This window comes from Enterococcus hailinensis, assembly GCF_045862035.1.
GTDB classification, from domain to species: Bacteria; Bacillota; Bacilli; order Lactobacillales; family Enterococcaceae; genus Enterococcus_A; species Enterococcus_A hailinensis.
In genome coordinates this window covers 20,561-41,984 of the sequence record NZ_BAAFRV010000012.1, presented here as the reverse complement: position 1 = coordinate 41,984, position 21,424 = coordinate 20,561, and the positions used below count along the sequence as shown (strand labels likewise).

Below are 21,424 nucleotides of genomic sequence, written 5' to 3'. Positions count from 1 at the left end.
TTCCATATAATTTTCTCCTAATTCATTTATGTTACATTAATATTATTCTAATGTAGTGTACCTGATTCTTTTTTTTAAAGCTATTTGAATGCTGTTGAACATGCATAATAACTTGAGGCTAGCATGTTTTGGCTAATATTTGATGATCAAATTGTTTTCTAATAAAAAATAAAAAGACTGTAAAAGTATGCCAAATCAGCAGTAGCTTCACAGTCTCATAAAGAAAAAATATTTTTTATATTTGCTAGTAGTTTAAAAGTGCTACACTAAACTTATCTCTATAAAAAGTGAGGGTTTTATATGAAAGGCATCATTTTTGATTTTAACGGTACTATGTTTTTAGATTCTGATTTACATGAAGCCGCTTGGCTGTATCTGATTCAAAAATATTCAGCTAAAACAATGACTGAAGAAGATATTCTTAAAAATATCCACGGTAAAACTAACGACGTGATTTTACGTTATTTTCTTTCCGCTGATCTATCGGATGAAGAGCTTCAAAAACTATCGGATGAAAAAGAGGCTTATTATCGTCAGTTAGTTGTCGATAGTCCCGAACATAATACATTTACGCCTGGTTTAACAAATATATTGGATGAACTGAAAGCTAAAAATATTCCTATGACGATTGCCTCAGCATCGCCTAAAGTGAATATGGATTTTTATTTTGATTATTTAAACTTAGGCAAGTGGTTCGATGAATCAAAAATCGTCTACCATGACGGTTCTTTTCCTGGAAAGCCAGCACCGGATATTTTCTTGATTGCGGCTGAAAAAATCAAGCTTGCTCCGAAAGATTGTTTAGTGATCGAAGATTCTTACTCAGGTCTGCAAGCCGCGCGTAACGCCCAAATCGGTACGATCGTTGCGATTGATCCATTCCATCAACATCGCGCTATTTTCCAAGCAGAAAAACTGGCACCAGATGGTGTGATCGAAGATTTTTCAACCTTCAGCTCAAGCTATCTAAATTAACAAAAAACCGCAGCGAAATCCTTCGCTGCGGTTTTTTTATATGATTTTTGCACCTAAAGTATTTTGGAAGTGGTTCAAAGCCCATTCATGACCCACCTGATCAAAACTAGCAACAGCATTTTTCGGTATCACTAATTGATAGCCTAAGTTATACGCATCAACAGCCGTATGGAGTACACAAATATCTGTACAAACACCCGTAAGACATAATTCGGTGATTCCTCGCTCACGTAAACGAATATCTAAATCCGTTCCGCTGAATGCGGAGTAATGCCGTTTATCGAGCCAATAAACATTTTCTGCAGCTTGATTGGTTTGATAAAACACAGCTAATGAGCCGTAAAGCGCTCGCCCGGCTGTGCCCACGACATTGTGTGGTGAAAACAACTTATTTTCTGGGTGATAACGATCAGCAGGATCATGGCCATCAATGGCAAAAACAATCAAATCCGCTTGATCAAAATAATCTTTCGTTACCGCAACTAGTGCCTCTTCAATCGCTTGTCCAGCTTCACCTGTTGTTAATTTCCCATCGGTTGCAACAAAATCATATGTGTAGTCAATTGAAAGCAGCGCGCGCATTTACCTTCCTCCTCTACTTAAATTGTTTTTTATTTTAAATGAGTCACAAATTCAATCACTAATTGAGCGGACAAGGTCCCGGTACGTTCAACAAATTCTTCATGCGTCTCTGTAGCTTCACCATCGGCAGTATCACTGATCGCCCGGACGATCAAGAATGGGATTCCAAATTGAGCGGCAGTATGACCAATAGCTGCCCCTTCCATTTCAACTGCTAGAGCTTCAGGAAAAGCTGATTTGATCTGATTGATTTTTTCCGAACTGCTGACAAAAGTATCACCTGAAACGACTAAACCTACATGAGTTGTTTGGTTCATTTTTTCACTTGCTTTGATCATTTCGGCTTTCAAATAAGTCGAACCATCAAAATAGAGCGGCATTCCAGGAACTTGGCCGATCTTATAGCCAAATGTAGTCGCATCAACATCAAAATAGGCTACTTTATCAGCAATTACTAAATCCCCTACAGAAAGACCGTTCCCAATACCGCCAGCTGTCCCAGTATTAATGACCATATTCACTTTATATTGTTGGATCAAGACTGAAGTCGTGATCGATGCTAATACTTTTCCGATCCCCGATTGAACGACGATCACTTCATGTTTTCCTAGACTACCAGAAATAAATAATGCTCCTGATTGCTCCCAAGAAAGTGGGTGTTCTAATTGTTCTCTCAATGCCTTGACTTCTGGCTCCATTGCGCCGATAATTCCAATTTTCATACAAATTCTCCTAGTTCTTTTTATCAATAATTTTTATCTTTATCAGTTTACCATTCTAACCAAATCGATTTAAAGGAAAAAGACTGCCAACATGACTACAACCAATAGCAGTAAAACAATAATAATGGCTTTGTTCAAAAAGCTGCCTCGTTCTTTTTGTTTTGCACGTTCACTGCTCCGGCTTTTTGTTACAGGTTTATTTTTCTTCAACTCTTTACGATAAACAGAACTGATTTCTTTTTCTCTTTTTTCGTATGCTCGTTCAGCTGCTTGTCGTTGCTCGTCTGCTAAACGTTCTTGCGCTTCCTTGCGCTTACGCAACTCACTGCGTGTCACTAGGGGGGATTGGCCCATGCATATCCTCTCCTTAATTCTTATTCGCTGTTTTAACTTTGTTTATATTGAAGCAATTCCCAATAATTAACCGCAAAAATCGTTTTTGCATCACAAATTTCTCCATCCTGGATTGCTTGCTTAGCTTCGGCTAAGGTTAATTCATATAATTCCAATACTTCATCCTCATCTTGCGGGCGAGGATTTTCTACTTTTACTAAATCTGTGGCTAAATAAATATATAATTTTTCATTTGAAAATCCTGGAGACAGATACATCTCACTTATGTACATCAAATTATCGGTCCGATACCCCGTTTCTTCTTCTAATTCTCGGCTAGCTGTCTTTTCTGGTTGTTGACCTTCGCCAGGATCGATTTTTCCAGCTGGGATTTCCAAAACAACTTTTTCTAATGGTTTACGGAATTGTTTGACCATGATCATTTTATTTTCTGCGGTAATTGGAATGATTCCTACGCCACCATGGTGAAAGACCAATTCACGCTTGGCATTTCCTCCCATCGGTAAAGCTACATCATCTAAATAAACATCGATGATCTTTCCTTTAAAAATCTCTTTACGCTCAATTGTTTTTTCTTCAAAATCTTTATATTCTAACATCTGATTACTGACCTCCTTATTTACGTTACGAAAGTATTCTTGATACTTAATCATGATTCGAGCTTATACTGCAGCAAACCTTTTACACTTCTTATACCCATCGCTCGATCGTTCTGCTTTATTGTATCACAGATAATTCTTACGTTTTTTCTAAATCTGAAAAATCCATCTTTAGTCCCATACTAAATCTATAGAAATTCATGCTATTATTAGCGTGTAAAGAAATCAAGTAGTTTGAATAGATAATGTGAAGGGTTCTTACTAGATTAGGAGGATTATTATGCGAAGGAAAATATTCCCTATTGTCATCGCAGCGGTGGGTGTTCTCTGCTTTTTCGAAGGCGATTTTGGTGACTATCTCGTCTTTTTAATGTTGGTAGTCGGTTTTTGGTTGATTTACCGTGGCTTCAAAGGTCGGAAAATCCAGCCGCAAAAAGAGGAGCTGCCGTTTTTGACAAAGGAAAAAGAAGCGTACTATAAACAAGTTGGGATGAGTGAGCGCGAAATCGAATTGTTCCGTGAAACGATGAATCTCTCAAAACAACAAATTTTGAAATTACAACAAAACATCCAAAAAAATGCCAAATTAAAAGCAATTGATTTACGTCATGATACTTTGAAAGCTTCGAAAGCGTTGTTCAAAGAATTAGTCAAAGAGCCAACACGCTTACCAGAAGCTAGTCAATTTTTATATACTCATTTGCCTAATATCGTCGATTTGACTGATAATTATGTTGAAATCAACGACCATGAGGTCAAGTCAAAAGAAGTTTATGGTAAACTAGAAGAAAGTGCACAAATCATTGATCAAATGGCTGATTTGATCGTTAAAGACTATCAACAATTTGTCGCTGATGATCTAGAAGATATGGACATCGAGATTTCGATTGCCAAAAAGAACCTGAAACAAGATCCTGATTTGTCTACAAAATAAAATAGCGAAACAAAAAATCTAGCTGTAGCTAGATTTTTTTCGAACAGGAGGAACCCTAGTGGAGCCAGAAAATAAACCGCAAACGCAGTCAGTCGACAATACATTAGATGATTTACTTAGCAATCCTTTTGGAACTGATGCCTTGACCCCCGTTCAGCAAGAAGAGATCTCGAACCTGCAAACTCAGGAACAAGCAGATCGTTTAGTCGATAAATTACCGGCAGAACGTCAAGCTCAAGCTCGTGAATTAGCCAAAAAAATCGACGTGAATGACTCACAAGCCGTCATTGGCTATGGGGCAACTGCACAAACCAAATTAAGTGAATTCTCACAATCAATGCTTAATACCGTCTCTTCTCAAGATATCGGTCCGATCGGTGATTCATTGAATCAATTGATGTATCGCTTGAACGAAGCTAATCCCGATGAATTACGCGTCGGCGAAGGCAATATCTTCCAAAAAATGTTTGGCAAAGTAAAACAATCGATCTATGAAATCACCACTAAATACCAAAAAATTGGTGCTCAAATCGATAAAATTGCTACTAAGTTGAATGTTGAAAAAGATGGTCTCTTAAAAGACAACCAAATGTTAGAGACGCTTTACAATAAAAATAAAGATTATTTCGATGCTTTGAATATCTACATTGCTGCTGCGGAATTAAAAATGGAAGAATTGAAATTCCAAACGATTCCAGATGCAACGCAAAAAGCTCAAGCTTCCGGCGATCAAATGGATGTCCAAGTCGTAAATGACTATACGCAATTCTTAGATCGTTTAGACAAACGGACATACGATCTAAAATTAGCACGTCAAATCACGATCCAGCAAGCACCGCAAATTCGCTTGATTCAAAATACGAACCAAGCTTTGGCTGAAAAAATCCAAGCCTCGATCAACACGGCGATTCCTTTATGGAAAAACCAAGTGGCGATTGCTTTGACATTATTACGCCAAAAGGATGCTGCTACTGCTCAACGTCAAGTCTCTGAAACGACCAATGATTTATTGAAGAAAAATTCTGAGATGTTGAAAATCTCTACGATTGAGACTGCTAAGGAAAATGAACGCGGCATCGTTGATCTAGAAACCTTGCAACAAACGCAAAACGATTTAGTTGAAACGTTAGAAGAAACATTGCGGATTCAAAAAGAAGGCCGTGAACGTCGTCAAGCTGCTGAAATCGAAATCGGTCATATGGAAAGTGATTTAAAAGAAAAACTAATGGAATTGAATTCTGGAAAATAAAAACGCATGCCTTAAAGGCATGCGTTTTTATTATGCTTTCATATATCCTAACACGACGCCGCCGACGATAATCAACAGACAGCCGATAATAACATAGTACATTTCTTTTTTGGTTTTGCGTTCGCCTAGTAAGAAGATACCACCCAATGTTGAGATGATAATTCCCATTTGTGACAATGAAAAACCAACAGCTAAACCAATGTTTTGAACACTTAGCAACATACAGATGTTTCCGATTCCCCATAATAGACCAGAAACAGTGTTACGCCATACGTAACGATCTACTTTCGCTTTGCGGAAGGCAAAGAAGCTTGCGCCGACCAACATCCCGATGCTTTGCGGTAAAATAATTGCTAATGGATCTAAACCAGCCCAAGTAATAATGATCGTATAGACACCATAACCAATGGTTGAAAAGATCAATGCACGGAATCCTTTACCGAAATCCAGCATACCATTGTCTGTTTTCACGCCACTTTGATCGTCTTTGCGAGCGGTTAAATATGCGCCCAAAACTAACAAAGCTAAGGCAATAAAACCTAAAACGAAATCTTTTGTTTTTGTCCATTCATGGAAAAAGACTGCGCCGGCGACGGTATTCAAAATTAATTGAAAGCCGGTTGAGATCGGTAAACCAACCGATACTCCCATGAATTTCATCCCGTGGAACTGGCCATTTTGACCAACGGACCAAAAAAGACCTGACAAGAAACCGATTAACAAAATCCAACTACTCATTGCTGGTTGAACAACAAAATAAGTGACTACTGCAAAAACTAAGGCACCAATTGTCATTCCTAAGGTTTGCTGATTAGCGTCTCCGCCTAATTTCCCGCTCACCAAACCAATGCTTCCCCATGCCACCATCGGTATTAGGGCAATTAAAATACTCATAAACTTACTCCCTTCAATTCACAACTGAAACAGTTTAGCGAAAAAAAGGCTTTTTTGCAATATAAAATTAGAAAATTTAACGTTCTTCGTGATAAAAATCTAGCCTTGGGAAAAATAAAGTCATTTTAGTCCCGATTCCTGTCTGCGATTCAGCCGTCAACGTAACCCCTAATTTAGTCGCCAAGGTCTTTGCCAAATATAAACCGATGCCTGTAGAATGTTGCTGTGCTTTACGACCATTCTCGCCAGTAAAGCCCTTATCAAAGATCCGGCCTAAATCTTCGGCAGGAATACCAATACCATTATCTTCCAAAATCAGAGAAATACCTGAACTTTTAGTCACGATTTTTATATCGATCGTTCCATGACTGGGTGTATATTTAATGGCATTACTTAATAATTGGCGAAAAATAAATTCGATCCATTTCGCATCTGTTAGCACTTTTACATCTTCTTCAGACAAGGTCAGTTGCAGATTTTTCTGAATAAAATAATTGGCTTGGCTACGGATGATCGGTTGAATAATTTTTTTCAGTGAATATTCTTGGATCAAATAATCGTTGACGAATTCGTCTGAGCGAGAATAATACAGGATTTGTTCGACGTACTCATCGATTTTTTGGATTTCATTTTGTAATGAGATAAATTTTTCATCAGGGATATCAAATTCAATGGCATTTAAAATCAAATCAACGGCAGCTAAAGGAACTTTGATTTCATGAATCCAAGAATCCATATAATCTTTTTGATCTTTTTGACTGTCTAATAGCTGTTCTAGCATCAAATGATGCTCTCGAACTTGCTGATTAATATAGGCTTGGACCATTTGCTCTTCATTCGTATTGGCCACTTCCACAAAATGTTGTAAATGTGAATCTGCTTGGTGATCCAATGCTTTATACCACTTACCACGACGATAATAGTCAAGCGCAAAAAAAACAAAAATCAAAAACAACTGTAAGACAAGCAGATAACTGATATTATCCCAGAAATGATTAAGTCCTGGGGTCAGCCAAACCATAAAAACCATCAATAAACTAAGTATCAACCAGCCGATTATTATCAATGATCGATCTTTTAAATATTTGAGAAATGTCATAATTACTCCTTTTTAGCAGGACTTCATTCACTATTGATTGAATAATCTATGGCACAATGTATCCCTGACCAACTTTTGTTTGGATATAATCTTCAATGCCCGCTTGTTCGATTTTACGGCGCAAGCGATTGATATTTACCGTCAATGTATTATCATCGACAAAACGCTCATCGTCCCATAATGCGCGCAGCAATTTATCACGACTCAAAATTTTCCCATGCTGTTTCATCAAAATAAACAACAGCCGATATTCATTTTTACTTAAATCCACCACTTCTTCTTGGATCGTCATACTGCTGTTATCAATATTCAATGTGATCCCATTGTGCTCCAATTCTTCTCCGCTTTCTGCGTAGTTATATGAACGACGCAACAATGCATTGATCTTAGCTACTAAAATATCAATTTGAAACGGTTTAGTGATATAGTCATCCGCCCCCATGTTCATTGCCATGATTTGATCCATATTCGTGTTACGCGAAGAAATAAAAATGATCGGTACTTTAGAAACTTCCCGAATTTTTTGACACCAATAATACCCATCATAAGCTGGTAAGTTAATATCCAATAACACTAATTGAGGTGCAGCTTGTTCGAATTCTTCAAATACTTGATTGAAATCTTTCGTTTGAAGCACCTCAAATTTCCACTTAGTCAGCTCTTCACTGATCAATTGGCTGATGACTGCTTCATCTTCTACGATCATGATCTTTGCCATGTAATTCACCACTTTCTGCCTTCATCATATCAAAGAATGCTTAAGAAATGAAAGGCTAACTGTTCCCCATTTAATGTAATCTTTAGCAAAAATAATTTCATGATCGCTTGGTAGTCAATCTGGCTAAATCGATCATTTTTTTTGCAGCAACTACAAAAAAAGTCCTTTGATTTGAATTTCCATTCAAGTCAAAGGACCTAGTTAAACTATTGATTTATTTGCTGATCTAATTTTGTGCTATCGATTTGAGTATCTTGGGCTAGAATTGCTTTGAAAATTGGCAATTGCTTTTGGATCTGACCTGCCTGATCATTTTCTACTTGCATTACTAATAGCGGTTCATGCAGACTCAAGCGCAACAGCATCCAACCTGTTCCGAAAGGTGCATCTACTGAGAAGCGGATGCCTTCTTGATTCTCTGGATTGACCGCAAAACCTGTTTGCTGCGCCAGTTCTACTTTGAAACGATCAATCATCTTTTGACCGGTTGCTTGATATTCCTCACCGCTGATCGGGTAACGAAGCTCTAAAGTCTCTTCTGGCTGTGCTAGCTCTGCCATTAAATCAGTCAATTCACGATTTTCTTTTTGCAATTTTGGTAGTAACATTAATACTTTGGCGATCACATAAGCACCGTCATCTAAAAAATAATTTTCTTTGAAGGCTGCATGAGAGCTAGTTTCAATCGCTAATTGACAATCAATCCCTTCATCATTTAATTCAATTGCTTTATTGATGACGTTTCGATAACCCGAAATATAACGGTATTGCTTGCCGCCTTTTTCTTCAATAAAACGTTTCAGATGGTCAGACGTTGGAGAATTTGTAACGATCGTACTGCCGGGATGTTCTTGTAAAACGATTGCTGATAATACCGCAATCAGATTATTTCGATTGATCATTTGTCCATCTTTGGAAACGATCGCTGAACGATCCACATCCGTGTCAAAAATCACTCCCAAATCTGCTTGGTTTTCTAAGACAGCTTGCTTGATACTAGCCATTGCCTCTTTATTATCTGGATTAGGAATATGATTTGGAAAATGGCCATCTGGTTCTAAGAATTGAGAGCCTGTCGTATCTGCACCCAAAACAGCTAACACTTTTTCTGCAAAATAGCCGCCAGCACCGTTGCCTGCATCAACCACGATTTTCAAGTCTTTTAATGGTTGCTCCGATCCACTGCCTTGCTGGATTTTTACAACTAAATCTTGAGCATAACGAGACAATAAATCTGCTTTTTTTACAGTTCCGGCTGCTGGATCACTCGCCTTTGTATGCGATAAAATAAAAGCGATATCACTTTTTTCTGCGCCGCCGCTTTGACTGAAAATTTTGATACCATTAAAATAATATGGTAAATGGCTCGCTGTCAACATGATCCCGGCATCGCATTTGAATTCTTCAAATTGAGTCGCCATAAATAAAGCTGGGGTCGTAGCTAAACCAAAATCTAAAACATCACAACCTGCTTTCTCGAACACTTCGATCAATACATGTTTTAATTCCGGACCCGTTAAGCGGCTATCATGACCAATACCGATTTTAAATGGTCGCGTGACGCCTTTGTCATCTAACCAGTTAAGAATTCCTTGGGCAATTTGACGTGCCTCTTCTGTTCCCAAGTTTTTAATTTTATCTCCCTCTGTGATAGCGATTCCACGAATATCTGAACCATTTTGCAATTTTGTTAATTCCATGGATGGGCTCCCTTCAATTCTACTTTTAGTTCATTATACCAAAAATCCCGGAAAAGAAAGCCTTTTCCGGAATTTTTTACTAAATTAATGAAATTTTATTTTTTTAAATGACGCGTGACGACGGATTCTTTTTTGCTTGACGTTTTTGCTGCCATTGAATGCGCCAAGAAACGATTTTATCCATGACGATCGTCAAGCCTTTAAACAACCAATAACTTCCAATTGTTAATGGGATGACAAAGAATAAATTACGATTCCACAATTTATCAAAATCAAAAAAGTCTCTAAAGAATAAGTAACAGCTAAGATAAGCTGTACTTAAGACCGCGATCAGTGCAATTTTTTTCTTGTCCAATGGAAACGACACTTTGTACAACACTAACAGACCTACACAACCAGTCAAGAAGACCGACATCGTAGAAGAAGCAATAAAATCTAAGTCAAACAAAACATCGGCTAATTGAATGATCATGACCGCTCCTACAACCGTGAGTGCTCCCGGCAGTGAGACACGTAAAATATTGTTCAAAAAGTCGCCTTTGATTCGTTCATAACTTGGTTTCAACGCTAGGAAGAACGATGGAATCCCAACAGTCAGTGCATTGATTGGCGTAAGTTGAACGGGTTCAAACGGATAAGGATTCGTAATGAACATAAAAATTACCGCCAAAATCAATGAATAGATCGTTTTAACTAGATACATCGAGGCTACGCGTTCAATATTATTGATTACTCGGCGCCCTTCGTTCAAGACATTTTGCATCCGTGCAAAGTCAGAATCTAATAAAATGACATCCGAAGCTGCCCGCGCAGCACTGCTGCCGTTAGCCATAGCTACACCGATATCAGCCTCACGTAAAGCTAAAACATCATTGACACCATCGCCAGTCATACAAACCGTATGTTTTTGCTTCAATGCTTGGATCAATAATTGTTTTTGCTTTGGTGTTACTCGTCCAAAAACAGTCGTATGTTCAACTAAATACGGATAATCGATAGGCTCTTTCAAACTCGACATATCGACAAATATCTCTGCATCTTTGATTCCAGCTTTTTGAGCAATTTTTGAAACGGTCAATGGATGGTCACCAGAGATAACTTTTAATTGAACGTCTTGTTTCGCAAAATAACCAAATGTCGCCCGTGCATTTTCCCGTAGATTATCTGAAATAATCAAAATAGCTAGTAACTTAGGTTCGACAGCCATTTTTTCTGCAAGCACTTCTGGGTATTCCACTAATACTAATACTCGCTGTCCCGCCTCTAAATAAGGTTTGATTTTAGCTTCCAATTCTGTTGATTGTTCATGGAAAATAAACTCTGGTGCACCGACGGCAAAATGCCCTTCTTCTTTGAAAGACACCCCGCTCCATTTTCTAGCAGAAGAAAATGGAACAACCGTTTCAACAGCCCAATCCTCAATCAAAGGAAAAGCCTTCCGCAAAGCTTTAGCTGTTGCATTTTGGTCTTTGAGTTGATGCATCAAAGCCCCCATGATCGTCTTTAAGCGCAAATCAGAAATATTTTCCAAAAGTGCTTCTTCAAATTTCAACGTGCCGTCTGTGATAGTCCCAGTCTTGTCCAAACAAATCACATCGACTCGAGCTAAGGTTTCGATGGAAGGTAGCGCTTGGACTAATACTTTTTTTCGGGCCAAATTAGCTGCACCAACGGCAAAGGCTACGCTAGTTAATAACATCAAGCCTTCCGGAATCATACTGACTAACGCAGCAACTGTTCCTAAAACAGCTTGCTTGATCGAAGAAGATGTTTGATATTGACTATAAAACAATCCTAATCCGACCGGTATGATGATGATCGTCAATACAGCGATCATTCGATCCAAAACTTTTGTTAGTTCGGAATTGCCCGTCTTTTTGGTTTTCGCTTCGCTTGTCAATTGTTCTGCAAAATTATCTTTTCCTACTGCTGTACCTTGATAGAAACCTTCTCCTGCTGTTACAAAGCTTCCGCTATACAATTCATCTTGTTCTTTTTTTTGAACACGATCAGATTCACCCGTCAATAATGATTCATCAACTTCGATGCCCGCTCCTGAGATCAATTTTCCATCGACCGGAACTTGATCACCGTTTCTTAAATAAAGAATATCGCTTAGAACAATTTCTTCTTGATCGATTTGCTGTAACTGCCCATTTCGCAAGACAATCGCTTTAGTTTTTGCTAATACCGATAACTTATCGATCGTATGTTTCGCTCGTAATTCTTGAATGATCCCAATCAACGTATTGATAATAACAACACCAAAAAAAAGTGTGTTTTTTGGGGAACCAACTAATAGAACCAAGATGGCTAACACTAAGTTTAACAGGTTAAAAATATTGATCGTGTTTTCTTTGATGATTTCTTTATCTGACTTCAACAAATTTTCTTCGCTCTGATTTACCTGTCCTTCTGCTGTTTTTTGTTGAACAGCTGCTGTGCTTAATCCTTTTAACTCCTCAGGAATCAGTACATCATCGAAATTTTCTTCAACTACTTGGATCGTTTCTTTTTTCTTTTTCATATAGTACCTCTCACTCCATTTGTAACAAATGCTGATATTCAGCGATCAATGTATTTTTTTCTACATTTATCTTAACACTACTTAGACTTTAAGTCGGGAATGAGCCTTATTAAGAATGTTTCTTAAATTATTTTCTAAGATTATTCCTAGTAATGAAAAAAAGTATGCCGCAATATTCTTGCGACATACTTAAATTAAATATCTTTTGGCACGTAAAAACTACGATTATCCATTCCAAAAATCCGTTCCGTATAAGTTCCTGGTTCTGTATTTTTGACTGCACCTGATAACATTTGCATCGAAGCATCGATATTATCGATTTGATGTAAAATCTCTGCTTCCATTATTTTTGGACGGACTGGTGAGCCATATTCTAATAACCCATGATGAGAAAGAACCATGTGGCGTAGAATAACTACATCTTCCTCCGCATCATTGATTTTCAATTCGATGCAAGCTTTGGTGATTTCTTCATCGACTAAAACTAAGTGACCGACTAGATTTCCTACAACGGTATATTCTGTCGCAGAAGGTCCGGTCAATTCGATCACTTTTCCTAAGTCATGAATGATGATACCTGCATAAAGTAAGGAAGCATTTAATTGCGGATATTCATGAGCGATCGCCTTGCCTAAGCGTAGCATTGTCAATGTGTGAAATGCTAAACCGCCAGCAAATGCATGGTGATTGCGTTTGGCAGCCGGAAATTCAAAGAATTCTTTTTGATATTTATTTAGTAAGAAACGAACGATCCGGTTCCAATGAGGATTTGTGATTTCAAATAATGTTTGATTGATCTCTTCTTCCATATCTTCTCGTTTGATCGGTGCCCGCTCCATGTATAGAGAAGGATCATTAGGCTCTTCTGGTTTGGTTGTTCGTAAATGCATGATTTTCACTTGTGGATTGCCTTGATAGACTTCGCGTTTCCCATTCAGCATAACCACTTGTCCCGCTTTGTAACGTTTGATTTCTTCTTCTGAAGCATCCCAGAATTTCCCATCTACTGTTCCCGAAGTATCTTGGAACGTAAACGCAATAAATTTTTTCCCATTTTTAGCTAAACGGACATCCGCATTCTTGATCAATACATACATCTCAAATTGCTCGTCGACCGTTAATTCTTTAATTTTCTTCATCATTAGACTCCCTTCAATTCCCAGACTGGCTGGTGAAGCTCTTGGTAATAGCTTACCATTTCTTGATCAGATGACAAACAAATGACTTGATAATTTTCACTAAATTGCTGTAATAATTTTGCGAATTGGTATTTTCGTTGATAGTCGTAGTGCAGCCAGCCGTCATCGATGATCACTGGACACAAAGGATGCTTCTGTTGCAAAGCTAAATAAGCGAAACGAAAAGCCATCATTAACTGGTCTTTTGTTCCAGTCGATAGATTATAGACACTCATTCGATCAACCGTTAAAATGCCTTCACTAAAATCTAGTTTGGTCTGTTCACGATTCGTTAACAAACGGAAATAGGTTGTCGCCTGCGCGAGTAATTCCGGCAATTGCTGTTCAGACAACTCAGTTGCAACATCTTGCAACAATTGATTCTCTAATTTGGTGATCGCATAATCTTTAGTCAATTTTTCAACATGAGCTCGTTGTTGACTTGCTTGCTGATACAAGCTGTCTAACGTTCCATCGGCTTGCATTTGCTGAATTTGAAGTCGAGAACGCTGTTCCTGCTCTTGTAATTGGTGCAGCTGCTGTTCACCCGTTTGAATCGTTTGTCGTAACGTACGCAAAGCTTCTTCGATTTCCGCTTGAGTGGTTTCTTGATCAAATAATGGGACTACTCTTTCAGTCAATTCTTTTAATCGCAATTGATTTTTTGCAACATCCGCTTCTCGCTGTAAGAAAGCAGGTATCTCAGCCGGATAAGCCAACCGTAGATTTTCCATCAATACTTGATGTTGATCTAGCAGTTGCTGTTGCTGCCGCTGTGTCTCGTGGATGCGCTGTTGCAAGACTGTATTTTCTTGATACGTCTGAGCAAAACGAATCTGTTCCATTTCTTTTGCGAATTGCTCCACGATTGGTAATTTTTCAGAAAGATTTTTTTCACGTAACGGCAACCATTCCGCTAAAAAATCAAATCGCTGTTCTTGCTGCATCAAATTTTGTCGTAAATCTGCTTGACGATGTTGCAACTCTCGCTGTGTTTTTAATTGGGCTAAAAAATTCTGGGCTTGTTGATTCATTTTGATCACTGCAAACTCATTGATTTCACTAGTTATATTTCGTTGCTCTAATTCATGCTCTAACTGATTGATCAAAGCTAACAAACTTTTCTGACTTTGCAAAGCCTGCTCTTTTAATTCGGCTAATTGACCTTCATGAATATCTAATTGGCCTAATTTTTCCTGCCAAGTACTTTTATCAACTGGTTGATTACGTTTGATAAAGCCGCTAACTACACAAACAACTGCAGCTACTAATCCGATATAGCGCAAAGGTGCGGGTAAAAAGAGCGAACTGACCACTACAATACCTGCAATGATAAATAACCACGGCATGGTTTTCTTTTGTTCAAACAACTCTGGATGTTTTTGTTCATAATCGTTTAAACTTTTCTCCGCCTGATTTCGCTGCTCTGTGACCAGATGCAAACGAATCTTCAATTCATCTTCCGTCTTTTGCTGATTTTGTAATGGAAGAAACAGCTTTTGAATCGCTTGTTCATCCGCAAATGGTCGTGGTGGATGATCTTGCCAGCCAGCAGTTTGCCCGTGATTCATCTCAGCTAACTGATTAGCGATCCGTTGTTCCTCATCCAACATCCGGCTAATTGCTACTTTTTCTGTTAACAGCTGTTGAATTTTATTTTCATATTCTAAATAAAAATAATAGCGAGCCGATTCTTGATTGCCACTATGCTGCTGCAATGCCGCATGTAATTTTTCTCGTTCCTTTGATAATTGCTGATACTCTTGATAAAAAACTTGTAATTTTTGTTGCTCTGTATCACTCGCGGTACGTTGCAGATCCATTTTACGCAAAGTCAAATACTCCACATAGGCTGACCAGTTCATTCGCTGCTGTTCCAATTTCAATTGCTGTTCTTGGAACTGCCGGTTTTTACGGGTTTGTTTAGCTACTTGTTCATTTTGAATATCCGCTTGACTCACTAGCTGCTGAAAAGAAGCTTCTTGCGACTCCTTTTCTTTGATTCGTTGTTGTAGGCGCTGATACGTTTGAAGAGCTTGGTTAAGCGGCTGTTTTTTCCCTCGTGGACGATAGATCCGCTCGTAATTATTTTTTAATCGCAACCGTTGTTCAAACAATTCATTACTACCTGACAAACCTAGTGAAATTAGTGCATCATGTAGATTTTCTTCGCTTAATGCATCCATTTGTTGAAGTTGCTCTTGCTGGAAAGTAAATACTTCACGAAACAATTGTAATGTTAATGGATAGAGGATTCGCTCTAACAAATCCTCTTCTCCTTGTTGACCATCTTCCAGCCATACTTTTGCTTTGCCTTTATTTTTTGTTTTATAACGTTCGACCGTTACGATCCCATACGTTGGATGGACAAGTTGTAAACGACCGCCAAAACCACTGCCATCATTTGGTGTATAGTCTTTACCTTTTTTTCGTTTTGCAGGAAATCCAAATAAAATCGCTTGGATAAATTGATATAAAGTGGATTTTCCAGCCTCATTCAATCCATAAACTAATTGATTTGAAGATTCAAAGATAAAACTTTGCTGACGCCACTTGCCGAAACTCGTGATTTCAGCTTTTTTAATCCACATCAGCGTCCCTCCTAAACTGATATCGTTGCTCCATCTTCTCTTTGACCGTTGCAACGATCGTTTCTCTAAATGATTGATTCATCATTTGATGTAATTGTGGATTTAGATTCAACTCACTTAATAATTCATTGAAAATCTCAGGTTCTCGATAGGTCGTGAGCAATTGTTCTACCAAGGCTTCATCCACCGCTAGATATGGACGTTCTTGTGGTAAATCAGCTACGGCTAATTGCCATAAGAAGATATTGTCAGCGACTTCATCTTGTACTGCCTCTAATAACTCTCCCGAAGCGATTTGATAGCTTAATTCTTCTCCTAGACCTTCCACATCACAAAACTCTAATTGTAAAATTGTCGGCATCGCTGCTTCAAGTTTACGGATCAAAGGAAATACCTCCCTTGGTTGGCGAACACCCTTCAATGAAAGGATTCGTTTTTCCCAGCGAATCACTTCTACCGGAACCGTTTGACGCAGCAACTGACTACCGTTTGATTCTACTAACGTCACTCCAGAAAGATTAGTTTCTTTTTGTGTATGCCCTTGTGGCGTTCCGGGGTAGATGATAAAAGGACTTTCTGACAATACTTGCGGTACATGAATGTGTCCTAACGCCCAATAATCGTATCCCTTTGTAAGTAATTCACTCAATTGAAAAGGAGCATAGGGCATTTGTCCCCCATGATACATCCCAATATGAAAATCAGCTGCTCCTTTATAAGGAAAGCTTTCAGCCATCGCTGTTTCTATCGTTGGATGCTGATAGCTGAAACTCGTGATCGCAACTTGCTCCCCCGCTCTAGTCATTAGTTGTTTTGTTTCAACCTGCTCGTCAGAAAATAATTGAATATTATTTGGAAAAGCGAACCAATAACGTTCCGCTTGATAAAAATCATGATTACCAAAATTCATAAAGACTGGGATACCGGCTTCATCGAGGCGAGCCATTTCTTGGAAAAAGAAACGTTGAGTCTTTAAAGTTGGCCGATTTTGATGGAAGGTATCGCCAGCTAATAAAACAAAATCTACATTATTATTGACAGCAACATCAACGATATTTTGCAACATTGTTTGATTGGCTGTCATCAATTGTTTTTCGAAATATTCAGGTACAGTCGTCAGACCTTCAAAGGAGCGATCCAAATGGAGATCGGCTGCATGTAAAAATTTCATTTTTCTCCTCCTCACCTATAGCAGTACATTTATTTTTTTAGCATAAAAGCTTGCATTGCTAAGTATTTTATCCAATCTGCACTTATTTTAACATAAAAAAGCGAAAGTCTGTTCGTATTCAAGCGAAGATTTTAAAAAGTTAAATTCTCGAAAGAAAACGAAGAATTCGTTAAAATAAGAGCATCAAAAAGGAGTGATACTCATGACGAATGATCAGCTAATCAAGAAAATCAAAGAGTTGTTAAATGAAGGCAATGTTGAAAAAGCCAAACTGTTTGTTGAAGAACATAAAGACGAATTAGGCGAATACTATGACAAGGCCAAAGTCCTGTTAAATTCAGAAAAATTCGATGGACTAAAAGAGCAATTCAAGAAATTCTTTTAATTAGGTAATAAAAAAAGAGGTCGAATCAAAAGTATTTTCTACTTTTGATTTGACCTCTTCTATTCTTTTGATTAGCCTTCGTATAATTCACGGATCGGTGTCATGATTACACGATTTAGATCATTGATAATGACGCTGAAAGCTTGTTCTTTCATCATCAATTCATTGATCAATTCTTCTTGTTGAACTTTTTCAGCTAATGCTTGTGCTTGTTCAGCATCGGCATCGCTAAAATCTTCGCCGCGCATTTGTTTTTCTTGTAATCCTTGTTGGAAAGCTTGGAAATCCTTGAATGCAGCATATGCTGTTTCATTCGCTTTTAATTGTGCAAAAGCTTCTTCTAAAGATTTGAATTCTGGTAACTCACGGATTTCACGTTCTAATCCATTTGCTGTATCGTAAATATTTGCCATTTCGTATCCCTCATTTTCTATCAAAGTTACTTTTTTATTGTAACATGAATGGAAACGGGTTCATACCCTAATTTCCTGGTTGGTATTGTTGCCATAATTCTTGGCCTTTTTCTTTCAGTTTATCCGCACCGGCTTTGGCTTTTTCAAAGAAGCTAGCCGCTGCTTCACTCGCCTTTCCACCAATATCTTTGAGGTCTTCTTTCCATTTACTAGAATCAGAACTGCTGTCTTCTTGCGTATTGACCTGATCTGCTGCAACGACTTGTCCGCCAGTAGCATATGCATCCGCTACATTAAAGGCCGATTGTTTCACATACGGCAAAATGGACTCTGCTTCAGCTTTAAAGACTTGTCCAACTTCTGATCCGCTGGTTCCGCTCAGGTAATGGGTCTCACTTACTTTTTCAAAACCTAGCCAAGTAGAGATCACGATATTGGGCGTGTAGCCGATGATCCATTGGTCATTGACTTTATTGGCATCAAAATTGGTCTCAGTTGTTCCGGTTTTTCCTGCTACTGTATAGCCATAAGGATTTGCTTGAGCAGCTGTTCCGTTTGAAAAAGTTCCTAATAGCATCGAGGTCATTTCATTCGCCACTTGTTTTGAGATGACTTGTTCATATTTTGGAGAATTGTTATCTACCACTACTGCTCCTGTTGAATCAATGATCTTTGTAATCAAATATGGTTGATACACTTTTCCTTCATTTGCAAACGCACCATAAGCCGCCGCCATTTGAAGTGGCGATGTTCCTTTTTCTAATCCACCTAAAGCTAAACCATAATATTTATCAGATTTACTTAAAGGAATTCCGAACTCTTCAGCTTTAGCATAACCTTTGCTCAATCCAATTTCATGAAGTAGCCAAACTGCGGGTAAATTCAAGCTTTGAGCAACGGCTTGATACATTGGTACTTCGCCTTGATAAGTTCCATCATAATTTTTTGCTGTGTAATACGATTGTGGTTCGTCTTTCAACACGCTATCTGGTTTATAGCCAGCTTCTAATGCTGGAGCATACACACTTAATGGCTTCATTGTAGAGCCCGGTGAACGCTGCATTTGAGTCGCAAAATTATAACTACGGAAAACATGCTCTCCACGCCGTCCAACTAAAGCTTGTACTCCGCCATTTTTTGGATTCATTGCGACAGACGCTGATTGCGGCATCGCACCATCTTCTGCGTTAGCCGGAAAATTATAATTATTTTCGTAGACGGCTTCCATCTGTTGTTGATAATCTTGATCAAGTGCTGTATAAATTTTGTAGCCTTTATTCAATAAATCTTTTTCTGATAGACCATAACGTTCGACGGCTTCATCGATAACAGCATCGAAGTATGAAGGATAGCGATAACCTGAATCAGCAGATGAATAGGTATCATTCAATTGTGATCCTAGATCAACAGCCTTTTCTTGGGCTTCTTGTTCTTTAGTCAATTTGCCGTTTTCTACCATTACCGACAAAACAGTATTTCGTCGATCGACAGCATTGTCTAAATGATCGATTGGGTTATAGATTCCTGGTCCTTTTAACATTCCAGCGATCGTGGCTGCTTCACCGACAGTCACTTGACTCGCATCTACACCAAAATATTTGTGCGCGGCATCTTGTACGCCCCAGACACCATTACCAAAATAAGCATTGTTTAGATACATCGTCAAAATTTGGTCTTTATCATATTTTTTTTCGATTTCGATCGCCATGAAAATTTCTTTAGCTTTACGTTCTAGCGTCTGATCTAAACTTAAATAAGCATTTTTGGCTAATTGCTGAGTGATCGTACTCCCACCACCAGTGATGTGGCCCGACGTCACTAAGCCCAGTGCTGCACGACCAATCCCTTTGATGTCGAAACCATGATGACTATAAAAATTCCGATCTTCTGTCGAAACAACGGCATCTTTCAAATTTTGTGAGATTTGGTCACTTTCTGCATAGGTGCCTTTTTGGCCATAAAGAGTTCCTGCTTGTTCATTCTTTTCATCATAGATGACCGTTGATTGTTTCAGACTAGATTGCAACGTTTCTACATCGACAGATTTCGCTAAGATGAATAAGTAAACACTCATTACTAAAATACCGACAAGTGCGAGTAGCAATACGATTTTATTCACATGATATTTTTTCCAAATTCGTTTGCGCCATTGATGAAAACGAAGCAAATAGGGTTTGATCCACAGCCAAAACGCTTTCGCTCCACTTTTTATCTTGCGCCAAATTTCCTGAAAATCCATTCTCTGGTCTCCATTCTATAAAAAAATTCAGACACAGTGTACCATAAAACACAGTGATACTGCGTGGGTCTAAAGACCGATACACATATGGTAGTATTCTAGCATGGCTTCTCAAGGAAAGACTAATTTTTTTCTTAAATATCCGTTAAAAGTGCTACAATAAACTCGATGAAATTTTCTCGTTAGCTATTCAATAAAATCAATCCTAGGAGTTACTATATGAAATTTACGATTACTTTACCCCTCAATTTTTCTGAGATGAGCATCCAAGATTTATTAGAAAATAAATGGTTTGTTCCTAGAAAAATTCGTCATTTTATCCGAACACGAAAAGGGATCTTAGTTAATGGCGAAGCCCGACCTTTTCACTCCCTAGTCAAAGCCGGTGATACTATCACTATTATGCTAGAAACGAGCGACTACCCTAAACGAGCGATTCGTTTAGGAAATGCCTCAAAAATCGACGTTTTATATGAAGATGAACATTTGATTATCGTCAATAAGCCATACGGAATGAAGACCCATCCGAATCAACCAGAAGAACAAGACACCTTATTAAATCATTTGGCTGATTATCTAGCACCAGAGACACAGCCCCATGTTGTTCATCGTTTGGATCAAGACACAAGCGGAGCGATTTTATTTGCTAAAAATCCTTTCGTCTTACCCATCTTAGGACATTTATTGGAACAAAAGAACATCTATCGTCGCTACCAAGCACTCGTCCATGGCTTGCTAACTCAAGAGCGAACAATCAATCAAAAAATCGGTCGCGATCGACATGATCGACAAAAGCGCCGTATTGATAATAAAAATGGCAAACCAGCGATCACTCACGTGACAGTGGCTAAAGATATAGCCGTTAAGTCCAATCAAAGTGCCATATTCTGCCAACTTGAAACAGGTCGTACCCATCAAATTCGAGTACATCTTGCAAGTATCGGACACCCACTAGTTGGAGATCCATTATATAGTAAACATCCCAAAGGTCGCTTGATGCTTCATGCCTATGAGTTAAATCTTGATCATCCTTTTACCGGTCAATCGATTTCGGTTCGAGCACTTCCTGGATTATGGTAAAAAAACAGTACAGC

19 protein-coding genes are annotated in these 21,424 nt (G+C 38.4%); 5 read left to right on the top strand and 14 right to left on the bottom strand.

Annotated features, from left to right (window positions below):
* The first annotated feature begins 300 nt into the window (after window positions 1-300).
* Window positions 301-975, top strand: coding sequence for an HAD family hydrolase (locus tag ACKTSC_RS09525; RefSeq protein WP_407857449.1), 675 nt, complete (start codon window positions 301-303; stop codon window positions 973-975).
* Between the two features lie 36 nt (window positions 976-1,011).
* Here ACKTSC_RS09525 and ACKTSC_RS09520 read toward each other — a convergent pair whose 3' ends face one another.
* From ACKTSC_RS09520 to ACKTSC_RS09505, 4 genes are all read right to left on the bottom strand, one after another.
* Entirely contained in the window at window positions 1,012-1,557 is a 546-nt protein-coding gene (locus ACKTSC_RS09520) for a cysteine hydrolase family protein (protein WP_332580696.1), read from the bottom strand.
* Between the two features lie 29 nt (window positions 1,558-1,586).
* Window positions 1,587-2,279, bottom strand: a complete 693-nt coding sequence (locus ACKTSC_RS09515) for a 5'-methylthioadenosine/adenosylhomocysteine nucleosidase (protein WP_332580697.1) — start codon at window positions 2,277-2,279, stop codon at window positions 1,587-1,589.
* A 69-nt stretch (window positions 2,280-2,348) separates the two neighbouring features.
* Complete coding sequence (macP, locus tag ACKTSC_RS09510) at window positions 2,349-2,633, bottom strand: cell wall synthase accessory phosphoprotein MacP (RefSeq protein WP_332580698.1); 285 nt, start codon at window positions 2,631-2,633, stop codon at window positions 2,349-2,351.
* A 32-nt stretch (window positions 2,634-2,665) separates the two neighbouring features.
* Window positions 2,666-3,232 (bottom strand): NUDIX hydrolase, encoded by a 567-nt coding sequence (locus ACKTSC_RS09505; protein ID WP_332580699.1) that lies wholly within the window; start codon window positions 3,230-3,232, stop codon window positions 2,666-2,668.
* A gap of 280 nt (window positions 3,233-3,512) precedes the next feature.
* Here ACKTSC_RS09505 and ACKTSC_RS09500 point away from each other — a divergent pair, with 280 nt between their 5' ends.
* The gene (locus ACKTSC_RS09500) at window positions 3,513-4,166 is read left to right on the top strand and encodes a 5-bromo-4-chloroindolyl phosphate hydrolysis family protein (protein WP_332580700.1); all 654 of its coding nucleotides are present in this window, start codon (window positions 3,513-3,515) and stop codon (window positions 4,164-4,166) included.
* A 58-nt stretch (window positions 4,167-4,224) separates the two neighbouring features.
* Complete coding sequence (locus ACKTSC_RS09495; RefSeq protein WP_332580701.1) at window positions 4,225-5,415, top strand: toxic anion resistance protein; 1,191 nt, start codon at window positions 4,225-4,227, stop codon at window positions 5,413-5,415.
* Window positions 5,416-5,445: 30 nt separating this feature from the next.
* Here the strand turns inward: ACKTSC_RS09495 and ACKTSC_RS09490 are convergent, their stop codons facing one another.
* From ACKTSC_RS09490 to ACKTSC_RS09455, 8 genes are all read right to left on the bottom strand, one after another.
* Window positions 5,446-6,309 (bottom strand): GRP family sugar transporter, encoded by an 864-nt coding sequence (locus ACKTSC_RS09490; RefSeq protein WP_332580702.1) that lies wholly within the window; start codon window positions 6,307-6,309, stop codon window positions 5,446-5,448.
* Between the two features lie 76 nt (window positions 6,310-6,385).
* Window positions 6,386-7,408 (bottom strand): two-component system sensor histidine kinase SapS, encoded by a 1,023-nt coding sequence (sapS, locus tag ACKTSC_RS09485; protein WP_332580703.1) that lies wholly within the window; start codon window positions 7,406-7,408, stop codon window positions 6,386-6,388.
* A 46-nt stretch (window positions 7,409-7,454) separates the two neighbouring features.
* The gene (gene sapR / locus ACKTSC_RS09480; protein ID WP_332580704.1) at window positions 7,455-8,126 is read right to left on the bottom strand and encodes a two-component system response regulator SapR; all 672 of its coding nucleotides are present in this window, start codon (window positions 8,124-8,126) and stop codon (window positions 7,455-7,457) included.
* Window positions 8,127-8,332: 206 nt separating this feature from the next.
* A complete protein-coding gene (locus ACKTSC_RS09475; protein ID WP_407857448.1) occupies window positions 8,333-9,826 on the bottom strand; it encodes a phosphohexomutase domain-containing protein in 1,494 nt (497 codons plus the stop codon).
* 103 nt (window positions 9,827-9,929) lie between these two features.
* Complete coding sequence (locus ACKTSC_RS09470) at window positions 9,930-12,353, bottom strand: HAD-IC family P-type ATPase (protein WP_407857447.1); 2,424 nt, start codon at window positions 12,351-12,353, stop codon at window positions 9,930-9,932.
* A 194-nt stretch (window positions 12,354-12,547) separates the two neighbouring features.
* A complete protein-coding gene (locus ACKTSC_RS09465) occupies window positions 12,548-13,492 on the bottom strand; it encodes a 3'-5' exoribonuclease YhaM family protein (RefSeq protein ID WP_407857464.1) in 945 nt (314 codons plus the stop codon).
* Between the two features lie 2 nt (window positions 13,493-13,494).
* A complete protein-coding gene (locus ACKTSC_RS09460; protein WP_407857446.1) occupies window positions 13,495-16,122 on the bottom strand; it encodes an ATP-binding protein in 2,628 nt (875 codons plus the stop codon).
* Window positions 16,112-17,293 (bottom strand): metallophosphoesterase, encoded by a 1,182-nt coding sequence (locus ACKTSC_RS09455; protein ID WP_407856026.1) that lies wholly within the window; start codon window positions 17,291-17,293, stop codon window positions 16,112-16,114. The genes ACKTSC_RS09460 and ACKTSC_RS09455 overlap by 11 nt, the downstream gene beginning before the upstream one ends.
* Window positions 17,294-17,495: 202 nt before the next feature.
* Between ACKTSC_RS09455 and ACKTSC_RS09450 the strand changes: the two genes are divergently transcribed.
* A complete protein-coding gene (locus ACKTSC_RS09450) occupies window positions 17,496-17,678 on the top strand; it encodes a hypothetical protein (RefSeq protein WP_407856027.1) in 183 nt (60 codons plus the stop codon).
* Window positions 17,679-17,749: 71 nt separating this feature from the next.
* Here the strand turns inward: ACKTSC_RS09450 and ACKTSC_RS09445 are convergent, their stop codons facing one another.
* Complete coding sequence (locus ACKTSC_RS09445; RefSeq protein ID WP_407856028.1) at window positions 17,750-18,091, bottom strand: YlbF/YmcA family competence regulator; 342 nt, start codon at window positions 18,089-18,091, stop codon at window positions 17,750-17,752.
* Window positions 18,092-18,158: 67 nt separating this feature from the next.
* Window positions 18,159-20,330 carry a PBP1A family penicillin-binding protein gene (locus ACKTSC_RS09440; protein WP_407857445.1) on the bottom strand — a complete coding sequence of 724 codons (2,172 nt, stop codon included), beginning with the start codon at window positions 20,328-20,330 and terminating at the stop codon, window positions 18,159-18,161.
* 219 nt (window positions 20,331-20,549) lie between these two features.
* On the opposite strand from ACKTSC_RS09440, the gene ACKTSC_RS09435 reads away from it, so the two are divergent.
* Window positions 20,550-21,410 carry an RluA family pseudouridine synthase gene (locus ACKTSC_RS09435; RefSeq protein ID WP_407857444.1) on the top strand — a complete coding sequence of 287 codons (861 nt, stop codon included), beginning with the start codon at window positions 20,550-20,552 and terminating at the stop codon, window positions 21,408-21,410.
* Window positions 21,411-21,424 lie beyond the last annotated feature (14 nt).

Excerpts from the sequence above, each read along its gene's own strand:
- ACKTSC_RS09440 (WP_407857445.1), bottom strand. The coding sequence starts at position 20,330 with ATGGATTTTCAGGAAATTTGGCGCAAGATAAAAAGTGGAGCGAAAGCG.
- ACKTSC_RS09470 (WP_407857447.1), bottom strand. The coding sequence starts at position 12,353 with ATGAAAAAGAAAAAAGAAACGATCCAAGTAGTTGAAGAAAATTTCGAT.
- ACKTSC_RS09475 (WP_407857448.1), bottom strand. The coding sequence starts at position 9,826 with ATGGAATTAACAAAATTGCAAAATGGTTCAGATATTCGTGGAATCGCT.
- ACKTSC_RS09465 (WP_407857464.1), bottom strand. The coding sequence starts at position 13,492 with ATGAAGAAAATTAAAGAATTAACGGTCGACGAGCAATTTGAGATGTAT.
- macP (WP_332580698.1), bottom strand. The coding sequence starts at position 2,633 with ATGGGCCAATCCCCCCTAGTGACACGCAGTGAGTTGCGTAAGCGCAAG.
- ACKTSC_RS09520 (WP_332580696.1), bottom strand. The coding sequence starts at position 1,557 with ATGCGCGCGCTGCTTTCAATTGACTACACATATGATTTTGTTGCAACC.
- ACKTSC_RS09500 (WP_332580700.1), top strand. The coding sequence starts at position 3,513 with ATGCGAAGGAAAATATTCCCTATTGTCATCGCAGCGGTGGGTGTTCTC.
- ACKTSC_RS09505 (WP_332580699.1), bottom strand. The coding sequence starts at position 3,232 with ATGTTAGAATATAAAGATTTTGAAGAAAAAACAATTGAGCGTAAAGAG.
- sapS (WP_332580703.1), bottom strand. The coding sequence starts at position 7,408 with ATGACATTTCTCAAATATTTAAAAGATCGATCATTGATAATAATCGGC.
- ACKTSC_RS09460 (WP_407857446.1), bottom strand. The coding sequence starts at position 16,122 with ATGTGGATTAAAAAAGCTGAAATCACGAGTTTCGGCAAGTGGCGTCAG.
- ACKTSC_RS09490 (WP_332580702.1), bottom strand. The coding sequence starts at position 6,309 with ATGAGTATTTTAATTGCCCTAATACCGATGGTGGCATGGGGAAGCATT.
- ACKTSC_RS09450 (WP_407856027.1), top strand. The coding sequence starts at position 17,496 with ATGACGAATGATCAGCTAATCAAGAAAATCAAAGAGTTGTTAAATGAA.
- ACKTSC_RS09435 (WP_407857444.1), top strand. The coding sequence starts at position 20,550 with ATGAAATTTACGATTACTTTACCCCTCAATTTTTCTGAGATGAGCATC.
- ACKTSC_RS09455 (WP_407856026.1), bottom strand. The coding sequence starts at position 17,293 with ATGAAATTTTTACATGCAGCCGATCTCCATTTGGATCGCTCCTTTGAA.
- sapR (WP_332580704.1), bottom strand. The coding sequence starts at position 8,126 with ATGGCAAAGATCATGATCGTAGAAGATGAAGCAGTCATCAGCCAATTG.
- ACKTSC_RS09525 (WP_407857449.1), top strand. The coding sequence starts at position 301 with ATGAAAGGCATCATTTTTGATTTTAACGGTACTATGTTTTTAGATTCT.
- ACKTSC_RS09445 (WP_407856028.1), bottom strand. The coding sequence starts at position 18,091 with ATGGCAAATATTTACGATACAGCAAATGGATTAGAACGTGAAATCCGT.
- ACKTSC_RS09515 (WP_332580697.1), bottom strand. The coding sequence starts at position 2,279 with ATGAAAATTGGAATTATCGGCGCAATGGAGCCAGAAGTCAAGGCATTG.